Origin of the sequence: Blastopirellula sediminis, from assembly GCF_020966755.1 — a bacterium.
In the GTDB taxonomy this organism is placed as follows: domain Bacteria; phylum Planctomycetota; class Planctomycetia; order Pirellulales; family Pirellulaceae; genus Blastopirellula; species Blastopirellula sediminis.
Genome location: NZ_JAJKFT010000010.1, coordinates 792819 through 812576 on the forward strand (window position 1 = coordinate 792819; position 19758 = coordinate 812576).

General features: G+C 60.0%; 16 protein-coding genes and 1 tRNA gene. 12 read left to right on the forward strand and 5 right to left on the reverse strand.

The window, feature by feature from the left end; all coding sequences use genetic code 11:
* The first annotated feature begins 29 nt into the window (after positions 1-29).
* Genes LOC68_RS14790 through LOC68_RS14800 form a run of 3 tightly spaced genes read left to right on the forward strand, consistent with a single transcriptional unit; the run spans position 30 to position 3343 of the window.
* The gene (locus tag LOC68_RS14790; RefSeq protein WP_230220127.1) at positions 30-1946 is read left to right on the forward strand and encodes a PAS domain S-box protein; all 1917 of its coding nucleotides are present in this window, start codon (positions 30-32) and stop codon (positions 1944-1946) included.
* Complete coding sequence (locus LOC68_RS14795; protein ID WP_230220129.1) at positions 1915-2562, forward strand: response regulator transcription factor; 648 nt, start codon at positions 1915-1917, stop codon at positions 2560-2562. Before LOC68_RS14790 ends, LOC68_RS14795 begins: the two co-directional genes overlap by 32 nt.
* Entirely contained in the window at positions 2546-3343 is a 798-nt protein-coding gene (locus LOC68_RS14800) for a class I SAM-dependent methyltransferase (RefSeq protein ID WP_230220131.1), read from the forward strand. Before LOC68_RS14795 ends, LOC68_RS14800 begins: the two co-directional genes overlap by 17 nt.
* Before the next feature lie 35 nt (positions 3344-3378).
* On the opposite strand, the gene LOC68_RS14805 is transcribed toward LOC68_RS14800, so the two are convergent.
* Positions 3379-3451: transfer RNA gene (locus tag LOC68_RS14805), tRNA-Arg, on the reverse strand.
* 196 nt (positions 3452-3647) lie between these two features.
* Here LOC68_RS14805 and LOC68_RS14810 point away from each other — a divergent pair.
* Positions 3648-4331, forward strand: coding sequence for an FHA domain-containing protein (locus LOC68_RS14810; RefSeq protein WP_230220133.1), 684 nt, complete (start codon positions 3648-3650; stop codon positions 4329-4331).
* Here LOC68_RS14810 and LOC68_RS14815 read toward each other — a convergent pair.
* Both LOC68_RS14815 and LOC68_RS14820 read right to left on the reverse strand, forming a co-directional pair.
* Positions 4328-6823: a heavy metal translocating P-type ATPase gene (locus LOC68_RS14815; RefSeq protein ID WP_230220135.1), complete on the reverse strand. Its 2496-nt coding sequence runs from the start codon at positions 6821-6823 to the stop codon at positions 4328-4330. The two genes, LOC68_RS14810 and LOC68_RS14815, sit on opposite strands and share 4 nt — an antisense overlap.
* Positions 6824-6997: 174 nt before the next feature.
* Positions 6998-9619 (reverse strand): amidohydrolase family protein, encoded by a 2622-nt coding sequence (locus LOC68_RS14820; protein WP_230220137.1) that lies wholly within the window; start codon positions 9617-9619, stop codon positions 6998-7000.
* Between the two features lie 266 nt (positions 9620-9885).
* On the opposite strand from LOC68_RS14820, the gene LOC68_RS14825 reads away from it, so the two are divergent.
* The gene (locus tag LOC68_RS14825; protein ID WP_230220139.1) at positions 9886-10866 is read left to right on the forward strand and encodes a DUF481 domain-containing protein; all 981 of its coding nucleotides are present in this window, start codon (positions 9886-9888) and stop codon (positions 10864-10866) included.
* Positions 10867-10987: 121 nt separating this feature from the next.
* On the opposite strand, the gene LOC68_RS14830 is transcribed toward LOC68_RS14825, so the two are convergent.
* Positions 10988-11188 (reverse strand): hypothetical protein, encoded by a 201-nt coding sequence (locus LOC68_RS14830; protein ID WP_230220141.1) that lies wholly within the window; start codon positions 11186-11188, stop codon positions 10988-10990.
* A gap of 496 nt (positions 11189-11684) precedes the next feature.
* On the opposite strand from LOC68_RS14830, the gene LOC68_RS14835 reads away from it, so the two are divergent.
* From LOC68_RS14835 to LOC68_RS14865, 7 genes are all read left to right on the forward strand, one after another.
* Positions 11685-12608, forward strand: coding sequence for a hypothetical protein (locus LOC68_RS14835; protein WP_230220143.1), 924 nt, complete (start codon positions 11685-11687; stop codon positions 12606-12608).
* A gap of 346 nt (positions 12609-12954) precedes the next feature.
* Entirely contained in the window at positions 12955-13584 is a 630-nt protein-coding gene (locus LOC68_RS14840) for an FHA domain-containing protein (protein WP_230220145.1), read from the forward strand.
* A 61-nt stretch (positions 13585-13645) separates the two neighbouring features.
* Positions 13646-15676, forward strand: a complete 2031-nt coding sequence (locus LOC68_RS14845) for a serine/threonine-protein kinase (protein ID WP_230220147.1) — start codon at positions 13646-13648, stop codon at positions 15674-15676.
* 514 nt (positions 15677-16190) lie between these two features.
* Positions 16191-17234 carry a hypothetical protein gene (locus LOC68_RS14850; RefSeq protein WP_230220149.1) on the forward strand — a complete coding sequence of 348 codons (1044 nt, stop codon included), beginning with the start codon at positions 16191-16193 and terminating at the stop codon, positions 17232-17234.
* A 76-nt stretch (positions 17235-17310) separates the two neighbouring features.
* Entirely contained in the window at positions 17311-17958 is a 648-nt protein-coding gene (locus LOC68_RS14855; RefSeq protein WP_230220151.1) for an RNA polymerase sigma factor, read from the forward strand.
* Between the two features lie 108 nt (positions 17959-18066).
* The gene (locus tag LOC68_RS14860; protein ID WP_230220153.1) at positions 18067-18774 is read left to right on the forward strand and encodes an AIM24 family protein; all 708 of its coding nucleotides are present in this window, start codon (positions 18067-18069) and stop codon (positions 18772-18774) included.
* 33 nt (positions 18775-18807) lie between these two features.
* Positions 18808-19215: a hypothetical protein gene (locus LOC68_RS14865; protein WP_230220155.1), complete on the forward strand. Its 408-nt coding sequence runs from the start codon at positions 18808-18810 to the stop codon at positions 19213-19215.
* A 70-nt stretch (positions 19216-19285) separates the two neighbouring features.
* On the opposite strand, the gene LOC68_RS14870 is transcribed toward LOC68_RS14865, so the two are convergent.
* The gene (locus LOC68_RS14870; protein WP_230220157.1) at positions 19286-19726 is read right to left on the reverse strand and encodes a hypothetical protein; all 441 of its coding nucleotides are present in this window, start codon (positions 19724-19726) and stop codon (positions 19286-19288) included.
* Between the last annotated feature and the right edge of the window lie 32 nt (positions 19727-19758).

Here is a 19758-nt window from a genome sequence, read left to right on the forward strand (position 1 = left end):
ACGGAGTCTGGTTGCGAGAGGACCTGCCTGTGCCCGACGAATATCGCATCTTGATCATCGAAGACGAACGCGCTCACGCGATTTTGATGAGTCGGGCGTTCAATACGTTCTCTACGCAATTTGAAGTCGTCATCGCCTCTTCGCTGGAAGAGGCGCGTCGCGAAATCGATGAGCGACGCCCTGACCTGGCGCTGGTCGACAACATGCTCCCCGACGGTCGCGGCGTCGATCTGTTGTCGCATCGCCGTCCTGAAGACCAGCAATTCCCGATCGTCGTGATGACCAGTTACGGCGACGAACGAACCGCCGTCGAGGCGCTCAAACGGGGCGCCATCGACTATGTCGTCAAAACTGAACATTTCTTCGAGGATCTGCCGCGCATCGCCGAACGCGCGATTCGCCAATGGCAGTTGATCTGCGACAAAAAGGATGCGGAACTAGCGCTGCGCAACAGCGAACGCCGCTATCGCGCACTGGTCGACAATTCGCCGGTGCCGATCCTGGTTCACAGCATGGAAAAAGTCGTGCTGGCCAACGAGAAGGCGGTCGAATGCCTGGGCGGCACGTCGGACGCCGACCTGATCGGTCGCCCGATCGACGACTTTATCGTGCCGGATGAGCGGGAATTCGTTCGCCGACGTATTGAAATGCTCTACGCCGGCGAGCCTACCACGGCTGCCGAACAGCACATGTTGTGCGTCGATGGACGCATCATCGACGTTTCGGTCGCCGGCACGCCGATCGACTACCACGGCAACCCGGCCTGCCAGATCGTGTTCCTTGACATCACCGAGCGGAAACGGGCCGAGCTGGCGTTGAAAATTCGCGAACGAGCGATCGCGTCGACCACCAATGGCGTCTTCATCGTCGGTCTCTCGGATAACGAACCGCAAATCGTCTACGGCAACCCGGCGCTCGAAGCGATGCTTGGCTTTGATCCCGGAAAACTAGAGGGGAAAAGCCTCGACGTGTTCCGCGCCGACCCGCGCGAAGCCGATCAATTGCGGCAACTGCGGTGGGGCATCGTCAACGGCGTGGCGATGCAAGAGACGCTTCGCTTGGCCCGCGCCGAAGGGGAATTCGGCTGGTGCGAGATTTCCATTGCTCCGGTTCGCGGCGAAAAGGGAATCGTCACGCATGTCGTCGGCGTGGTAAACGACATCGCGGAGAAGATCCTCGCCGACGACGAGCTGCGCCGGAGGAATATGGAATTGGCGCACGTCGCCCGACTGAGCACGCTGGGCGAAATCGTGGCCGGCATCGCGCACGAAGTGAATCAACCCCTCTACGCGATCTCCAACTACGGCAGCACTTGCCTGAACTTGTTGAAGTCGCAGCGCGAAGACCGCGAAGAGAACATCGCCCACTGCATCACCCGGATCGTCGATCAGGCGACCCGCGCCGGCGAAATCATTCGCCGCTTGCGAAACTTCGCCAGCCGGACCGATCCGAAGCTCGAGAATCGCGAAGCCCATGAACTGATTCATGATTCGGTCGAATTGATCGCCCCGATGATTCGCGACAACGACGTCTTTGTACAGTATGATCTTCCCGAGAAGCTCCCCCGGGTCGCAGTGGATGCGATCCAGATCCAACAGGTTCTGATCAACCTGGTGACCAATGCGTGCGAAGCGATGAAAGCGATTCCCGGCCACAAAATTGTGACCATTAGCGCGCAAGTCAAGGACGACCTGGTCGAGTTTTGCGTACGCGATTCCGGCCCAGGTCTCCCGGACGGAGTCGATATTTTTGAAGCGTTCCGCACGACGAAAGAAGGCGGAATGGGGATGGGATTGGCAATTTCTCGCTCGATAATCGAGCTCCACGGCGGTAAGATTTGGTGCCAGCCGTCCGCCGACGGAGCGGAGTTCCGATTTACATTGCCGACTGCAACTGAACCTACGGAAAAAGAAAATGCCAACGACGCCAACCGTGTTCATCATTGATGACGATCCCGCCGCGCGGGAATCGATCGGAATGCTGATTGATTCCTTGGGGCTGAAGACCGAGCAGTTTTCGTCGGCCGAAGAATTCCTCTCCGCCTTTTCCGCCGATCGCTGCGGCTGCGTCATTACCGACGTGCGAATGCTGGGGCTCAGCGGAGTCGAGTTGCAGGAACGCCTGTTGGCGGTCGGATACCGAATTCCGGTAATCCTGATCACCGCGCATGCCAACACCCAGACGACCGTCCGCGCGATGCGCAACGGCGCCGTGACCTTCCTCGACAAGCCGTGCAAAGAGCAGGAAATTGTCGACGCGGTCAATGAAGCGATCGCCCTGGACGCCAAGTGGCGGGCCGAAGACATCGACAAGGAAGAAGCGGAGAGGCTCTACCAGACCTGCACCGAAGGGGAAAAAGACGTCATGCGCCTCATGGTGCAAGGCAAAGCGAATAAAGTGATCGCGCGCCGTTTGGACGTCAGTCTACGAACGGTCGAAGCGCGACGCCATAACGTTTTCAAGAAGATGGGGGTCGACAACGTTCCGGACCTGGTCCGTCTGGCGATTCGCTTGGAGCAGGACATCGACTCGACCGGCGGTGAGGATGACGACGCCTCCTAGTCCCTCTGCGGTCGATTGCTACGACTATCCGCAGTATTGGGACCTCGCGTTTCGAGACGAGACCCTCTTTGAAGCCGACTTCGTCGAGTCGGCTTTTGAAAAGTACGCGCGACTGCCGCTCCGGACCATTCTGGAACCAGGCTGCGGCGGCGGTCGCTTGATGGTCGAACTCGCCAAACGGGGTTACCAAGTCAGCGGCTTCGACCTGAGCGAGCCCTCGGTCCGCTACGTCCAGCAACGCTTGCGCCGTCGCTCGCTGCCGGGCGAAGTCTTCGTTGGCGACATGACTGACTTTACGCTTGCGAAACCGGTCGATTGCGTCGTCAACTTCGTAAATACGTTTCGCCACCTGACGACGGAAGAAGCCGCTCTGGCCCATCTGCAGCATGTCGCCGCCGCACTTCGCTCCGGCGGACTTTTCCTGCTTGGCTTTCACCTGATTCCGCTCGACGCCGATCCGGAATGCACCGAGCGTTCGACCGCTCGTCACGGCCAGACGAAAGTCACCCTGACCCTCCGGGTGGTCGACTTCAATCGCCGCCGCCGGCTCGAACGGATCCGCTTTAACCTGCGAGTAAAGAGCGGCCAGCGCGACCTGAAGCTGCAATCCGAGTACGACTATCGGCTCTACACGCGCAAGCAGTTTCTTCAGCTGCTCGCGAAAGTTCCCCAACTGGAGCTCTGCGGCACGTTCGATTTCAACTACGACATCGACGAGCCTGTCCCGCTGGATGACGAACTTTCGGACGCAGTTTTCGTGCTACGAAAACGGGACGAATAACGGCCGGTTCAAGAGAAAAACCGGCGAAAAAGAGGTACGGACGGAGGGACTCGAACCCCCAACCCTCGGTTCCGAAGACCGATGCTCTATCCATTGAGCTACGTCCGCACGTAGGAAGCAGTGCGCATACGGGCCATCCGCCCGCGGTGCAGCACCGCAAATAATACCATCTTGCCCGCTCGCAGCAATGGCGCCAGCACAGGGAAAAGCCCCGTTTCGGCGCTATACTCGTTTTTAAGCTCGGCTTGCGCAATAATAGAGGGCTTTCCTGGACTTGGGTTCACCAACGCAGCAAATTCTTATCATGGCGCTGGTTACATTACGCATCATCGACGGCGCGGATCGCGGTTCCGTGTTTGACCGTCTCGAAACGCCGGTCACGATCGGTCGTGAGGAGGGGAACTCCCTCCAACTGAAAGACGAACGCGTCAGCCGCTTTCATATCAAGATCCAGGAAGACCATGGCAAAATCGTCCTGGTCGACCTCGAGAGCACCAATGGGACTCGCGTCAACGGCGAGGACATCCATCTCCGCATCTTGCGGTACGGCGACATGATCCACGTCGGCCGCTCGGTGATTCTGTACGGCTCGGAAGACGAAATTGCCGATCGCTTGGCCCAGCTCCGTTTGCAGCGACAAAAAGAACGGGGCGAAGAAGATCAAACCAATGGTCCTCAGAGCCCCAGCGACAGCGCCTCGTCGCTCGAGTTTGAGCTGAACTGGAACAACCACGAAGAGGACATTCAGGCGGCGATCTATACGCTCGAACCGCCGGAACTGCCGGAGCGTCTCAGCCCGGCCCAAGCGGCGCAACTGGCCGAATTGCTGGAATACATCCACATTCGGATTCGCCATTTGCTGCTGTCGGTTGAAGTGAACGACGCGGCCGAAAAGGTAGCGCTCGACACTCGCGAATGGCAAAACCTGCTCGACCTCCAGGCCCGCATCTCGGTCCTGCTCCGTCGCATCGGCGATCCTGGACTCTAATCCAGCTTCGCCGTTCGCAAACGCAGCGAATTCCCAATCACCGAGACCGAGCTGAAACTCATCGCCGCCGCTGCGATCATCGGATTGAGCAGCAAGTGATGCGAAAGGGGATAGAGCACTCCGGCCGCGATCGGAATTCCAATCACGTTGTAGGCGAACGCGAAGAAGAGATTCTGGCGGATGTTCTTCATCGTGCGGCGACTCAGCTTTACGGCCCGCACGATCCCGCGCAGATCTCCTTTGACCAGCGTCACGCCGGCCGATTCGATCGCCACATCCGATCCGGCGCCCATCGCGATCCCGACATCGGCGGCAGCCAGGGCAGGGGCGTCATTCACGCCGTCTCCCGCCATCGCCACGACATATCCTTCGTCTTTTAACTGCTCGACGCGCTGCTGCTTATCCTGCGGACGGACTTCGGCCGTAAAGTCGTCGATCCCCAACTGCTTGGCGACCGACGCAGCGGTTCGCTGATTGTCGCCGGTCAGCATGATCACCTTCAGCCCCAAGTCATGCAGTTGGCGAATCGCCTCCGGCGTCGATTCCTTGATCGGATCGGCCACCGCAACCAGACCGGCCAGCTTGCCGTCGAGGGCGACCAGCATCATCGTTCGTCCTTGCCCCTGAAGTTCGGCGACGCGGCCGTTCATCGCGTCTCGCTCTTCGACGTTTCGCTCTGCCAGCAACGCGCTGTTGCCGATCAAAACCTGTCGACCTTCCACTTCGCCGCTGACGCCGCCGCCGGGGATCGAATCGAAGTTGGTCACGCTCGGGACCTCGATCTCCTGCTCTTCGGCGCCGGCAATAATCGAGCGAGCTAAGGGATGCTCGCTGTTCTGCTCCACCGCCGCCGCCATCCGCAAGACGCCGCTCGGCGAAAGCTTTTCGAGCGACTCGAACTCCGTCAGCTTCGGTTTGCCGGCGGTTAAGGTCCCCGTCTTGTCGACCACGATCGCGTTCACCTTTTCCATGTGCTCCAGCACTTCGGCGTCTTTGATCAGCACCCCTTCGGCCGCTCCACGACCAACGCCGACCATGATCGACATCGGCGTCGCGAGTCCCAGTGCACAGGGGCACGCAATGATCAGCACCGCCACAGCGTTCACCAGCGCCCACGAGAACGCGTAATCTTTCGGCCCAAAAATTGCCCAGACGATAAACGTGATCACCGACGTCGCCAACACCGCCGGCACAAAGTACCCCGCGACCTGGTCGGCGATTCGCTGGATCGGGGCGCGGCTGCGCTGGGCGCTGGCCACCATGTCGACGATCTGCGACAAGACGGTGTCTTCGCCCACCTTCTCCGCTTCCATCAGGAACGAACCGGTGCCATTCACCGTGCCGCCGATCACCTCTTCGCCTGCTTGCTTCTTGACCGGGTTCGGTTCGCCGGTCAGCATTGACTCGTCGACGCTACTCTCGCCTTCAGTCACACGACCATCGACCGGGATCTTTTCGCCCGGCCGAACGCGAAGGAGATCGCCGGACTGCACTTCGTCGAGCTCGACGTCGACTTCCTTCCCGTCGCGCACCAGGTGCGCCGTCGGCGGCGCCAGCGCAATCAACGCTCGAATCGCGCCGCTCGTCTTCTTGCGAGCCCGCAGTTCCAGCACTTGCCCCAACAAGACCAGCGCCGTGATCACCGCCGCCGCTTCAAAGTAAACATCGACGCGGCCATTATGTTTGAACGCCTCCGGAATCAGGTCAGGCGCGAGCACTCCCACCAAACTGTAGAGATACGCCGCGCCGGTACCGACCGCAATCAGCGTGAACATATTCAAGTGCCCAGTCAAAAACGAGCGGCCGCCGCGCACAAAGAAAGGCCAACCGGCCCACAGCACAACCGGCGTGCTGAGCGCCAACTGCACCCACGAATAGGCCGAACCGAGCCACTCATCAAACGGCACTCCGACCATCGGCCCCATCGCCAAGATCAACACCGGCAGCGCCAGCGCCGTCGCGATCCAAAATCGCAACGTCATGTCGTTCAGTTCGTCGTCTTCGTGCTCGTCGCTTTCCGTGGTGACCGTCTTCTTTTCCAGCTCCATGCCGCACTTGGGGCATGTCCCGGGAAGATCTTGCTCGATCTCCGGATGCATCGGACAGGTGTAGATCGTCTTTTTCGTCGCGTGCTTTTTCGCCGACGGATTCGGTTCCAGCGCCATCCCGCACTTCTGGCAAGAGCCTGGCTTGTCGCTCTCGACGCCGGGGCACATCGGGCAAATGTAAGCGGCGGTAGAAGGCGCCGATTTTTTGGCCGGCGCGGTCGACAGTTGCGTCAGTTCCATTCCATGGCCGCCGTGCGCAGGACTATGGCCGTGACAGCAGGAATGCCCCGACTCTTGCGCAGCGGCAACCGGAGCCCCTGATTCTTGTGCTGCGAACTTCGTCCGGCAATGCTCGCTGCAGAAGTAATAGGTCTCGCCGTCTCGCTCCAGATGGAGCCCCGTGTTGGGATCTACGTCCATTCCGCAGATGGGGTCTTTCGCCACGCTGTCGGCTCCTTCAATCAAATGCTTCCCGGCTAGCTGCTCTCGTTGCGCTTATTGTTTCCGATGCCGGCGACGAAGACGAGGTTGCATCCCGGGCCAAAACGCGCAAAAGCCGAGACTTACGTCTCGGCTTTTGCAAAATTGGTCAAAATTCGGGCGATCTACGCCGCTGGTCTAGAAACTAAGGCAGCAGGGCGGCGAAACGAGCGTTTCATAAAATCGCTCGGCCAGCGGAACCTTGGGCGCCGTCGCTCGATCGTAGACCACCTTGCCGTCGACAATCACCGCGACGACGTGGGTCGTCTGTTCCAGCGGATCGCCGTCGTACAGCACGATGTCGGCCACCTTGCCCGCTTCGAGGCTTCCGAACCGATCGTCGACTTTCAAGATCTTGGCCGCATCAAGCGTCAGCGCTTTCAGCGCCTTCTCAAACCCAAGCCCATGCGCCGCGGCGAGTCCCGCTTCCAGACGCACAACAAATGACTTCGGCACATAACCTTCAAAACCGCTTCCCAGCGCCACCGGGATCTCCTTTTCAGCCAAGTAGGCGGCGTTGGTCGTCAGCGTGTTGATCTTGCTCAGATCGCCGTTCTTCTGCTGCGTCGGATGGACCAGCACCGGCACATTGGCCTGCTTGATCATCTCGGCCACGCGAAACGCTTCGGTCCCCAGGCCAAATTGCAGGTCAAAGTGAAACTCTTCCGATAACCGGAGCGCCGTCTGTAGATCGTCAGCCCGATCGGCGACGAAGAGAGCCGGCAGCTTCTTATCGAGCAAGTCGGCCAACGGATCTTTCGACATGTCCGGCTCGACCGTTTCTCCCTTGTCGAGTTTCTTTTGGCGGTCGCGACGGAAGTTGCCGGCATCGGACAACGTCTTCCGCAACCCGGAGATCACCCCCATCCGCGTATCGCCCCCGCCATGTCCTTTGGCGGCGTTGCCGATGTTGAAGACGATCGCCTGCGGAAAGCGAACGGTCATCTCCGTCACGTCGGTCCCGTGCGTCCGGTACAAGCCCGACTGCCCCGCGATCACATTGCGTCGCCCAGGGCAAGAATGAACCAGCGTAATTCCGTTGGCCAGCAGATGACGCAGCAGCGGCTCGGCCGGATTGAAACCGTCGGTCGCGCGGAGATCGGGATGCATCGCGCCTCCCTTTTCGTCCGCTTCCTGATCGGCGTCGATGTTGATCATGCCCGAGAGCGGCACCGAGCTATAGGCGTCGATCAAGCCCGGCGTGATCGCGCTCGCTTCGATGACCGGCGCCTCTTTCGGAAACTCGAACCCTTTGCGGGGGCTGACATGTGCGATCTTTCCATCCTTTACATGAACGACGCCGTTTTTGATCGGCTCGCCAGAGACGGTATGAACCAGCCCGGCGACCACGACAAACTCGGCGGCGGCTCCGTCAGGACGCTTCGCATTTTTCGGCGCCTTGGGCGCCGGATGCGCCGCGGTCGGCGGAGCGATCGGCTCGTAGAAAGGCACTTCAGTCGAAGCGTTCAAGGCGAAGCCGCCGATCTGATAACGCTGCTCTTCTCCGTCGCGCAGATCGAAGACCGACTCGCCGTTGATGTACGTCTGCAAGACGCGGGTATAGATGCTGAACGGTTCGCCGCTCAGCACGACGAAGTCGGCGTCTTTCCCCGCTTCAAGCGAGCCAATCTTCGCGTCCAGGCGCATCGCCTGGGCGGCATGCAGCGTCACCGCGCGCAGCGCGGTCTCTTCTGGCAATCCACCCCGAACGGCGGTCGCCGCCGTGCGAAGCAAAAAGCGGCTGTCGGTCACCGGGTCGTCGGTGTTGATGACGATTTTGACCCCAGCTTCGTTCAGCATCGCGGCCGTTTCGTCATACCACTCGATCGTCTCCGGCTTTCCGCCGGGACTATCAACGATGGTGTGCGAGACGATGGCGCCTGACTTGGCGATCTGATCGAGCACCTTGAACGCCTCGGTCCCGTGCTGGATCACCAGTTCAAAGCCGAACTCTTCTTTTAGTCGCAATGTGGACAGGATGTCGTCGGCGCGATGGGTGTGGAAATGAACGGTGCGGCGACCATCGAGCACTTCCATCAGCGGCTCCATCGCCAAGTCGACGGTCGGCGGATCAGGCGATTCGCCTGCCGCTAGCTTCTCGCGGTACTTCGACCACTTCTCGCGATATTGCTGCGCCTTCAAAAACTCGCTCCGCTGCATCGCGGCGACTTTCATCCGCGTCGCCGGCGACTGGCCGCGACCGCCATAAACTCCCTTCGGATTGTCGCCGTTGGCCATTTTCAGCCCACCGAGGTTCTCAGGCGTTGCTAGCGACATCGCGGTCGGGCTGTGACCGTTGAGTTTGATGTAGATCGTTTGGCCGCCGATCACGTTGGCGCTTCCCGGCATGATGTTGGCCGTGGTAACGCCTCCGGATTGAGCAATGCGAATGCTGGGGTCAAACGGATTGAGCGAATCGAGGGCACGCACGCTCGACTGAACCGGCCCGGTCGTCTCGTTGGCGTCGTTCCCTGCGCCGGGTCGGCCGAAGAGCCCGATGTGCGAATGGGTGTCGACCAGGCCCGGAATGATCACCTTGCCGGCGAGGTCGATTTCGGTCGCGTCTTTGGGGGTTTCGATCCGCTTGGAATCGCCAACCGCAACGACTTTCCCTCCCGATACGATCATGGCGCCGGGATCGTAGGTTTGGCCGGTCGCGGTCAGAATCTTGGCCCCACGATAGACGATCGCCGACTGGTCGGCGGCAAGCAGGTTACCGGCCATCATCGCTAGCGCCAGCATCGCGCCCCAAATCCGCATGATCTACTCTCCAGGTGGTATTTCCTAAGTGCAATCCTCTAGTGTAGTTCACGCCCTGTCCGGGCGCCTCCTGGAGGGCGAAAGTTCGGCATCGGCGTTGTCGGGTTTGCGGCATTTTTGTATAAGCCGACGCCTCGCCGAAGTCCGGCCGAGATCAGTCCCGGCCCCAGCGCCGCGGATTGCAAGCGGATCACAACGAACCCACAAGGCCCACCGAGATCTCTGCTTTACTACGCGAAAAACCTTGCAGAGACATTTGAGCACCCATGATCTCTCGATTTGTACAAATCTCGACCTGGCTCCTGCTGACATGCATCGTCGCAAATGCGTACGCGCAAGATGTGACGAACGCCTACGCCGAAACGACGTCGCAGTCGCCGCCGCCGGAAGTTAACGTGGCTGCCATGTTCATCGACGGCGATTTCGCCCCCGAGACCCTGCTCTGCAATTTCGAGTACGAACCGATTCCGATTCCTGACGTGAACGCCGACGTCGGCGATATCGAAGCCGAAGCGATCGGCGATCCCGACTACGGCTATCTCGGCTACGTCCCCGGCGGCCAGTACGTCCACATCGACTATTGGTTTGGAGAGGCCAAGTGGGACAGTTCGGTCGAACTGGGGATCAACGGTCAGACCGGCAACACCGAATCGCTCAGTTTGCGATCCGGCGCCAAGGTCAAACGCGTCGGCGCGGCGACGACCACCATCGCTGACATCATCTACGCCCGGACGAGCAACAACGGCGTCCCGACGCAGGACAACGCCTTGTTTAACGCCAAGATCGAATGGCCGTTTGTGAACAAGCGTTGGCACATCTACGCCAAGAACGGTATGGAATACGACGCGTTTAAAGACTTCGGACTACGCCTCTGGGTCAGCGGCGGTATGGGCTACGAGGTCGTAAAGACGGACGACACCGATCTGACGGTCGAACTCGGTTCTGGTTTCTCGAAAGAGTTTGACAGCCCAGACGACGAGTACAAGCCGGAAGGCGCCATGACGATTCTGTTCGATCACAACTTCAACAAGCGGCACTCGTTTGAAGGGAAGTACGAATACTATCCCGAGTGGCAGGAGTTCGGCGAATACCGCAGCATTTCGGACATCGGCTACAAGATCCTGCTCGACGACACGGCGAATCTGAGCCTGAAGTTTGGGGTGATCAACCGCTTTGACAGCACCCCGGGCGTCGACAAAAAGAAGAACGACACCAACTACTCGATCTTGCTGATCTGGAAGCTGTAAGGGGACAAAAAAAGGACGCTGCGAAAAATGCGGCGTCCTGCGGATAAGTGAGAGTTTGCCGGCTTCTGAAAGTATTCCGGCGCCCACTCTTTAGGCTGCGGGCGATCTCGCGTCCGAATAATTAGCGCTCTTGGCGAATCGACTTGCCGAGCGAATTCTTGGTTACGTACGAAGCGAACTTCAGCTCGAGGTCGGTCAGTTGCTGTTCCATCCAAGCGTCGACTCGCTGGATGGTTTCGGGCTGGGCGACGATGACGGTCTCGGCGAGAAGCGTCGAAGACGAATTGCGAACTTCAGGATGGATCTTGCTGAACGATTTCATGGCGTTGGCCTCCTGAGTAGGTATTCGCAAATCGGTGCTAACTCTTAATCGCTAGGCGAGCACAATCCAGGACAATGCAACCGGTGCGCCATGTTCGCGGGTATTTTCCGCAATTGGCCGTTTTTGGGCCGCAACCTGGGAATTTGTAAGCACTTCTGCAATTCTGACTACGCTTTTCGGCTGAATGCCGTTCGGATCAGGTGTGCCTAAAAGACATCAAAGTGCCATTTTGGTCAACATCGACCGCTGCGCTTTGCGGCGACTTCGGGGCCAGCGGGGTCGTTCTAAGGCCAAGATCGCCCTGTTTTGAGAACCCGTGGCGGTCAATCCGATTATTCCTGCTTCTGGGGGAGAATCTGATAGCAGCATGCCCCCGGCTGGGGAGCCGTTTGGATTTCCCAATTTTTTTCTCGCCGATCTGCGCGAATCTCCCAATATCGCCTCAAGTGCTGCGAAGACTTCCTTATGTCAGGCGTTTCTGTTCCGGAGGCAGGGAATGAGCGAAACCACAAACAAAGCTTGCTTGCACGATCGCTGCCGGCAGCTCCGCAGTCACTGGGAGGGTTTTTCGATGTTCAAAAAAATGATTCTTGTGGGCGCCGGTTCCGCGATGGCGCTCGGACTACTGTTTGGCCGCGACGCCGTCAGCTACGTCGCCACCGGGTATGGTCGGCTCCACGACCAAGTGAAACAAAACGTGCCGATCGAGTTTGAACTCGAACGCGCCCACCGGATGATCAATGATCTGACTCCGGAAATTCGCAGCAACATGCATCTGATCGCCAAGGAAGAGGTCGATGTCGACAAGCTTCAGCGTCAGGTCGAGAAGCTGAACCAAGGCCTCGCCCAGGACAAGCGCGAAGTCCTTCGCCTGAAAACCGACCTGGACGACGGCTCGCAGACCTATCAATACGCCAGCCACCGCTACACCCGCGATCAAGTGAAGGCCGATCTGGCCGGTCGTTTTGAACGCTTCAAGACGCAGGACGCGACCCGCGAAAAGCTGGAAGGGATCCTCAGCGCTCGCCAGAAGGGGTTGGAAGCCGCTCGCGCCAAGCTGGACGGCATGTTGGTCGCCAAGCGTCAGCTGGAAGTTGACGTCGAAAATCTGCAGGCTCGCCTGAAGATGGTCGAAGTCGCCCAAACGACCAGCGCCTTCAAGTTCGACGACAGCCAACTGTCGCGTACCGAGAAGCTGCTGGAAGAGATCTCGACGCGGATTGAAGTCGCCGAGAAGCTGGTCTCTTCGGAAGGTTACTTCGGCGAACAGATCCAGCTGGACGAAGTCGAAGTGAAGGACGTTTCGGACGAAGTCGCGGCTTACTTCTCGGGCGGCGACGCCGAGGAAATCGCCGTCGACCAACGCGTTCCGACGATCGAACTGACCAGCAAAAAGCCGGCCCAGCCGAGCTTGAACTAACGATTATTCCGGCGCCCGGCAAGAAACGCCCGGCGCCGACGAATGACAGGATGGATGGGATGCGATGCGAAGAGGGTGAAAGCCCTCTTCGCTGCGTCGCATCGGGCCACGGAAAGCAGGCCCAGCGTAGTCGTGCTGCCGCCGAATGGGATCGACGGCGAAAAGCGCGTGTTCGAGGGCTTCCCAACGAACTAAATTAGTAATGAGACGCCAGCCGCAAAACTCGCCGGACTCGGACTCGCGAAAAACGCGTCCCGGGCAAGTTTGGTTGAGCCACGGCGACGTCTCTTACGCGTCGGCCGTCCTGGAAACTCAGGTCGGCGACAAGACAGCACGGGAACGGGTCATGAATCGATCATCGGCGGAACCATTGGCTGAAGCGCCTTCGCGGCGTCAGTTGTGGGTCGATGGAGTCGGCGGTTTCCTGCTGCTGACTTCGCCGGACGTGTTGATCGGCCAGGCGACGCCGCAAAGCGGAGTCGACCTGCCGATCTTGGGAGACGTCAGCCGGCGGCACGCTTGGATTCGTCGCCGCGGATCGGAATATGTGGTCGAGCCGCTGGCTGAAGTTCGCCGGCGCGGAAAACTACTCGACCAGCCGACCGTCTTATCGGATGGAGACCTGATCCAGTTGGGGCGAAGCGTCGTCCTCAGCTTCCAGAAACGGCATCCGCTGAGCGCCAGCGCGGTCCTGCGACTGGAAAGCTCGCAGCGGACCGAACCGGCCGCCGATGCGATCGTGCTGATGGCCGAAACCTGCATCCTGGGCCCCAAGGGTTGCAACCATGTGGTCTGCGGCGGTTGGAAACAGGATGTGGTATTGTACAAGCAGGGAGAGGGGCTTCATGTCCGCTCTCCTGGCGCATTTCAAGTGAACGGCGCCGCGGTGAAAAACAAATCGCCGCTGGTCGCCGACTGCTCGGTCCAGGGAGAAGACTTTTCGTTTTATCTGGAACGACTGGCCGCCAGCGCGTGACCGAGAGCGCGGCGAGACGCGGGGAACGTCTCTGACGGCCGAATTGCGGGGAAACAATTCGATGCGCGATGACGCAGCGACGATAGAGCCGGAAGAGGAGCAGCGGCACACAGCCGACCTCTCTCCGCAGGCCAATCATCGCCCGCGAGGGGGAACGATGAAATTTACCTATGCCAGCGGATCGAAGCCGTTAGAGGGCTTCACCATTAAACGAGGCGTCGGCGCCGGGGGCTTCGGCGAAGTCTTCTACGCGCTAACCGACTCCGGCAAGGAAGTCGCCCTCAAACATATCCAACGCAACCTCGACATCGAGATGCGCGGGGTCAAGCATTGCTTGAACCTGAAGCACCCGCATCTGGTCGCGCTCTTCGACATCAAGTTTGACGACGCCGGCGAAGGCTGGGTCGTCATGGAATACGTCCGGGGCGAAAACCTGAAGGAAATCCTCGATCGTCGCCCCAGCGGCCTGCCGCCGGAAGAAGCGATTCGCTGGTTCCGTCCGATCGCGGCCGCCGTCGGCTATCTGCATGACCATGGCATCGTTCACCGCGACCTGAAGCCAGGCAACATCTTTAACGACGCCGGCACGATCAAAATCGGCGACTACGGCCTCTCCAAGTTCATCTCGGTCAGCCGCCGTAGCGGACAAACCGAAAGCGTCGGGACGTTCCACTACATGGCGCCCGAGATCGGCAAAGGGGTCTACGGCAAAGAGATCGACATCTACGCCCTCGGCATCATGCTTCATGAGATCCTGACCGGCCATGTTCCCTTCGAAGGGGAAAGCAGCCAGGAGATCATCATGAAGCACCTGACCGCCGAGCCTGACCTGCGCGGCGTGCCGGAGCCGTTCCGCTCGACGATCGCCAAGGCGCTGGCGAAAGACCCGGCCAAACGAACCGGCACCGTCGAAGAAATGCTGGCCAACCTCGGCCTCTCGAAAAACGAGACGGTCGTCGAGTCGCTGCATGACGACGTCAAGATCGAACGTCCCCGACAATCGGCGCCGCAAGCCGAAGATCCGATCGTTCCGCCGCTCAACAGCGCCGAACCGGACGAGCCGGTCGCTCGTGCGATCTCCGGCGGGATGCGTTCGCTGAATGACTGGTGGAACAACGACAACATCAGCTTGCTGCCGAAGATCTTGGTGCTGGTTCTCTGCTCGGTCGCGCTGATCGCCAACCTTGGTTGGTTGATACCGCTCGGTCTGTTGGCAGGGGCCGCCTACATGGTCTATCTGCTCGGCCGGACGATCTACCTTCACATGAACGACACGCCGGCGAAATCGTCGGCGACGCAATATTCGACGTACCATCCGGTGGTGATGACGCGCAAAGAGCGCGCTCAGGAAAGGCGAACGCAAAAGATCAGTCGTCGTGAGCGCGAACGGAACGCGCTCGCCGCGATCCCGCTCGACCTGCGGATGAAAAGCCTGGTCGGCTCGTTCCTGGTTAGCGCCGTTTCGGCGGCGGTGATCTCGCTGCTGGCGCTGATCTTGGGAGGAGTCTCGCTTGAAGCTGCGCCTGCGACTTGGGCGCCGCTCTTCGGCTGGTTGACCGTGATGACGATCTGCGGTTCGTGGAGCGTCCTGTTGGTCGGCAAACTTTGGGAACGGAACGAGGGGGATCCTTGGCTTCGCCGCTTCGCCATGGTCGGCGTCGGCTTGACCTTGGGCCTGATCGGCTTCGCCGCCGGCAACGCGCTGTTGCTGGAGATGCCTGCCCCGGGACAAGGGGCGGTCACCGGTTGGCATGAAAACCTCGACCTCCGCGATTGGTTCGAGACCCTAAAACGAGGCCCGTCGCTAACCACGTTCGCGATCGTCTTCGGCGCCCAGTTCGGCTTGCTCCGCTGGTGGCGTCAGGCCGATCCGCTCCGCAAGACGCGACTTAGCCTGTGGACGCTCGCCGTTACGGTGATGACCGCCGCGCTGATCAACTACTTCACCCCGTTCATTCAGCCATGGGGCCTGATCCTGGTCGGGGCGATCTCGCTGGTCGTACAGATCTCGGCGCCGTGGTACAGCCCGCAACAGCGCGAAGCGCTCCGTCATCAACAACAAGCGCTCGCCGAAACCTCCGCTTCGGCGTAGCGACCAACAACCGGTCCACTCATCATGGCAGCAGAACCAACCTGGGCAATGAGCGTTTTATTACTCCTAGGAATCGGCGGTGCGTTGGCCATCATTGCGATCATCGCCGTGATCGTCATCGCCGCCGTGTCGCGGCGCAGCTAGGAAGGTGGCCGCGGTGATGGGAATTGGTTTGCAAGAGTTGATCGTCATCGGCATTGTCCTTATTTGTCCCGCGACGATCGCACTCGGTGTGATCGCGGCCGTTATTTACTTGGTGAAAACGCCGCAGCGTCGAGATTAGTTCCACTTCTTTCTTTGGAGAAGCCACCGTGGCATTTGGAATCTTCGAACTTCTGATTATCGGCGGTATCGTCCTGGGGATGGCCCTGGCGGTCGTCGGCCTGGTCGTTGTCATGGCGGCGGTGTTGAGTCGTTCGCCGAAGAACTGAGTTTTTTAGCGCGTAGCGCCAAGATTCGCCTCTGAGCGGCGAATTGGCGCTAGAGACGCAGTAGTCCACCAATGGGATCAATCATGTCGCCGGCAATCCAACTCGCTCAGTCCGTCGCCTGGTTGGGGCAAATGCAGCAGCCGATGCCAGGCCCCGCCGAGACTCGCATGATTCCATTGGCCTTCCTGTTCCTGCTGGGGCTGTTGGCTTTCGGTTTTCTGGCAGGCCTGCTGGCGACCATTTTTGGCCGCTGGAAGGTTCTGGCCGCCCTCTTGCTGTGCGGCGCCTTTGGACTAGTCGGCATGGTACTGGTCGCCTACTTGGCTCTTCCGGTCCGTGTCGAGCACGCTGAGGTCACCAGCTACTACGACGCATCGCCGCAAGTGGCGGATACGAATATCGCCTATGGACCTGCCCCAAAGGTAAGCCCGGCGCCGCCGATCGAACTTCCTCCGCCCGCTTCCGCCGGCGATTCTTCCGCCACCAACGCGACGCTTGTCAAAGCGGTTGGGGGCGCCCTGTTTGACGCCTTCGTTAAACCGGCCGTCGACTCGGCCGTCGACGCTGGCGCCTCGAAGATCATTCCGCCGGGACGTCCGGAATGGGTCGATCAAGAGCCGGAGTCGCGCGACGGGGTCGACTACGTTTCGATCTCGACCGGCCCCTACACCAGCTCGACCGAGTGCTACAAAGTTCTGAAATCGCTTACCAACGAAGCGGTGCAGGAACAAACGGCGCGCCTGCTGGGGAGCGAAACCAAGGCCGCCCGCGTGCCGCTCGACGAGCAGTTCATCGCCGACCACATTTATTTGCAAACCTACAAAGAATCGCTCGACACCACCGTTGGCCCGATGCAGCAATGGCACGCCCATCTGCAATTCAACGATCAATATCGCAGCGAGGTCGAGCGCCGCTGGATGCAAGTGCAGCAATCGACCCGTTTGACCTATGCTGGCGCTCTGTTCGCCGGCGTTCTGGCGGTGCTGAGCATTCTTTACGGGGCCCTTTCTTACAATGCGGCGACCGGCGGACGGCACCAGGCAAGGTTGCAGACGGTCGCCGGGGCGGCGATACTGGGGGTAGTCGGTGGGGCGATCCTGCTGACGCAATGGTTCCCGCCGGTTTAGTCGGCGCAGCGAACGTCCCCAAGGGCGGCTGCGGCGGCGCACACGGCCGCTCCTCTTACCGTCCAAAATGCCGCCTATGTCTGAGGTTTCTGAAACCGACGTTCTGCTGATCGATCGGATTCGCACCGGCGACGCTGACGCGTGGACCGATTTAATCGGCCGCTACGAAGGTCGCTTACTCGCCTTCGCCGAAAGTCGTTTGCGTCGTCGTGCGCCTAGCGAAGACGTCGTGCAAGAGACGTTCATCGGCTTCCTGAACAGCTTGCCCAACTACGACGGGAAACGCTCGCTGGAGAGCTACCTCTTCGCGATCTGCGCTTACAAGCTGACCGACCACCTGCGCCGCGAAGGTCGCCGTCCGACGTTGCCGATTCATTCGAGCGGAGAAGGTTCGAGCGACAACTGGGAGCTCCCTGGTCCGCAGCGCGCCGCGTCGAGCATCGTCCGTAGCGGCGAACGTCGCGACCTGGAAGAAGCGGCCCTGGTCGAAGCGATCCAAGGCCAAATCGAACATTGGCGCAGTCGCGGCGACTGGGTGAAGATCCAGTGCCTGGAGTTGCTGCTGGTCCGCGGCTACGCCAACAAAGACGTGGCCGATCTCCTCGGCCTGACCGAACAGAACGTCGCCAACTACAAATTCGACTTCCTGGCGAAGCTGCGCGCGGCGGTGCGTAAACAAGGCCTCAACGAGGAGATCTTCCCAGAACTTTACGCATCCAACTAAGATCCGCTCACTTACCGCGAATAGTCACCCATGCGGTAGTCGTTGCCCGGCAAACGCAACGTCGCCGCTTCTCATCATCGCACCTAATCAAGATCCCCGGGGGAAATCATGAGCACTGCTGACGTCGCCAACCGTTACACCTTGCGCGAATTTGTCGAACAAACCCGCCAACGAGATCGCGGACAGGGAATCTTCGAAATGGAGAGCCCGCGTCTGCTGGAAGTCAATCTGAACGGGATGATCTGGACCAAGATGGGCTCGATGGTCTCCTACTTGGGGAATATCAAGTTCGAGCGGGAAGGGGTCTTTGAAAAAGGGCTTGGCGGCTTCTTGAAGAAAGCGGTCACCGGCGAAGGCGCCCGGCTCACCAAAGCGACAGGGCGGGGGAAGCTCTATCTGGCCGACTACGGCAAGAAGGTGCAGATTCTCAAACTCGAAAACGAAGCGATCGTCGTCAACGGGAACGACATCCTCGCCTTCGAGCCGACCGTCGACTGGGACATCAAAATGATGAAGCGGGTCTCGTCGATGCTCGCCGGCGGCCTGTTCCAGGTTCACCTGCGCGGCACCGGCATGGTCGCGGTCACCACCCACTACGAACCGCTGACGTTGGTCGTTACGCCTGATTGCCCGGTCTACACCGACCCGAACGCGACGGTCGCGTGGAGCGGCAGTCTAGAACCGAGTTTGCGGACCGACGTCTCGCTCAAAACCTTCTTCGGTCGCGGCAGCGGCGAGTCGTTCCAGATGGAATTCCGCGGGAACGGCTTCGTCGTCATTCAACCGTTTGAAGAGGTCTACCACGTCGAAGGGTAGCCTTCACGCGCTATTCAGGAGAAACTGTCGTTCATGACGCGACCTATCAGCAAAACCGATCTCGAAGCCTATCTCGACGAGGCGCTCCCCGCCGAGCGAATGGCCGAAATCGAAGAGACGCTGCGCAAGCAGCCGGAACTCGCCGAACAGCTTTCGCAAATCAACGGACGTCGAGACGCCGGCGTCCACACGATCGGCGAGATCTGGCGGCGGCATCGGCTGACTTGCCCCAGTCGCGAAACGCTCGGCAGCTATCTCCTGCAAGTCCTCGACGATGAAGAAGCGGCCTATATCCAGTTTCATCTCGACACGGTCGGCTGTCGCGTCTGCCAGGCCAACCTGCAAGACCTCGCGTCGCAGCAGGACGCCAAGTCGGAAGACGCCGCGCCGCGCCGGCAGAAATACTTTCAGTCGTCGGTGGGACGACTGAAGAAAGAGTAGGCGCATAAAAAAACCGCCGGCATGGCTGGACGCCGGCGGTCGCGACTATTGGCGGATCGTCGCAGATTCTTTATAGCTGAAAGTCGGCGGTCGTCGTTCCGTCGGCCGTCACTTCGATCTCCATACTGCCGTCAATCGCTTTGGCCGGCAATTGAAGCGGCGGCTTCTGGGCGGCGGCCGGATCATCTTCCGAACGCTCTTCCATGCGGACGCGGATCACGACTTTGTGTTTGCCGATCAGCGCGCCGTCGCGCGGCTCGTCGTCGGTGGTTCGCAGCGTATATTTTCCGGCGGCGTCGGTGACTCCCATCGAACCTTTGCCCGCCTCCAGCTTGCCGGTCTGCGGCATGAAGCTGACGACCAGGTTCGCCTGCGGTTTTCCTCCGACGGTGACCGTTCCCGAAACGGGAGCGGTCGGTGCGCCTCGCGCGCCGCAGCCGACCAGCGCCGGCGTGCAAGTCGCCAGCGCTAACAGCAGCAGGGCGCCGTGGTGAATTCGTGATTGTTTCATATTTGGTTCGCTCTTGATCGTAGCGAGGTGCG

Bases quoted from the DNA above. Each gene is read 5' to 3' on its own strand.
- LOC68_RS14795 (WP_230220129.1), top strand. From the start codon at position 1,915: ATGCCAACGACGCCAACCGTGTTCATCATTGATGACGATCCCGCCGCG.
- LOC68_RS14800 (WP_230220131.1), top strand. From the start codon at position 2,546: ATGACGACGCCTCCTAGTCCCTCTGCGGTCGATTGCTACGACTATCCG.
- LOC68_RS14810 (WP_230220133.1), top strand. From the start codon at position 3,648: ATGGCGCTGGTTACATTACGCATCATCGACGGCGCGGATCGCGGTTCC.
- LOC68_RS14820 (WP_230220137.1), bottom strand. From the start codon at position 9,619: ATGCGGATTTGGGGCGCGATGCTGGCGCTAGCGATGATGGCCGGTAAC.
- LOC68_RS14825 (WP_230220139.1), top strand. From the start codon at position 9,886: ATGATCTCTCGATTTGTACAAATCTCGACCTGGCTCCTGCTGACATGC.
- LOC68_RS14830 (WP_230220141.1), bottom strand. From the start codon at position 11,188: ATGAAATCGTTCAGCAAGATCCATCCTGAAGTTCGCAATTCGTCTTCG.
- LOC68_RS14835 (WP_230220143.1), top strand. From the start codon at position 11,685: ATGAGCGAAACCACAAACAAAGCTTGCTTGCACGATCGCTGCCGGCAG.
- LOC68_RS14840 (WP_230220145.1), top strand. From the start codon at position 12,955: ATGAATCGATCATCGGCGGAACCATTGGCTGAAGCGCCTTCGCGGCGT.
- LOC68_RS14845 (WP_230220147.1), top strand. From the start codon at position 13,646: ATGCGCGATGACGCAGCGACGATAGAGCCGGAAGAGGAGCAGCGGCAC.
- LOC68_RS14850 (WP_230220149.1), top strand. From the start codon at position 16,191: ATGTCGCCGGCAATCCAACTCGCTCAGTCCGTCGCCTGGTTGGGGCAA.
- LOC68_RS14855 (WP_230220151.1), top strand. From the start codon at position 17,311: ATGTCTGAGGTTTCTGAAACCGACGTTCTGCTGATCGATCGGATTCGC.
- LOC68_RS14860 (WP_230220153.1), top strand. From the start codon at position 18,067: ATGAGCACTGCTGACGTCGCCAACCGTTACACCTTGCGCGAATTTGTC.
- LOC68_RS14865 (WP_230220155.1), top strand. From the start codon at position 18,808: ATGACGCGACCTATCAGCAAAACCGATCTCGAAGCCTATCTCGACGAG.
- LOC68_RS14870 (WP_230220157.1), bottom strand. From the start codon at position 19,726: ATGAAACAATCACGAATTCACCACGGCGCCCTGCTGCTGTTAGCGCTG.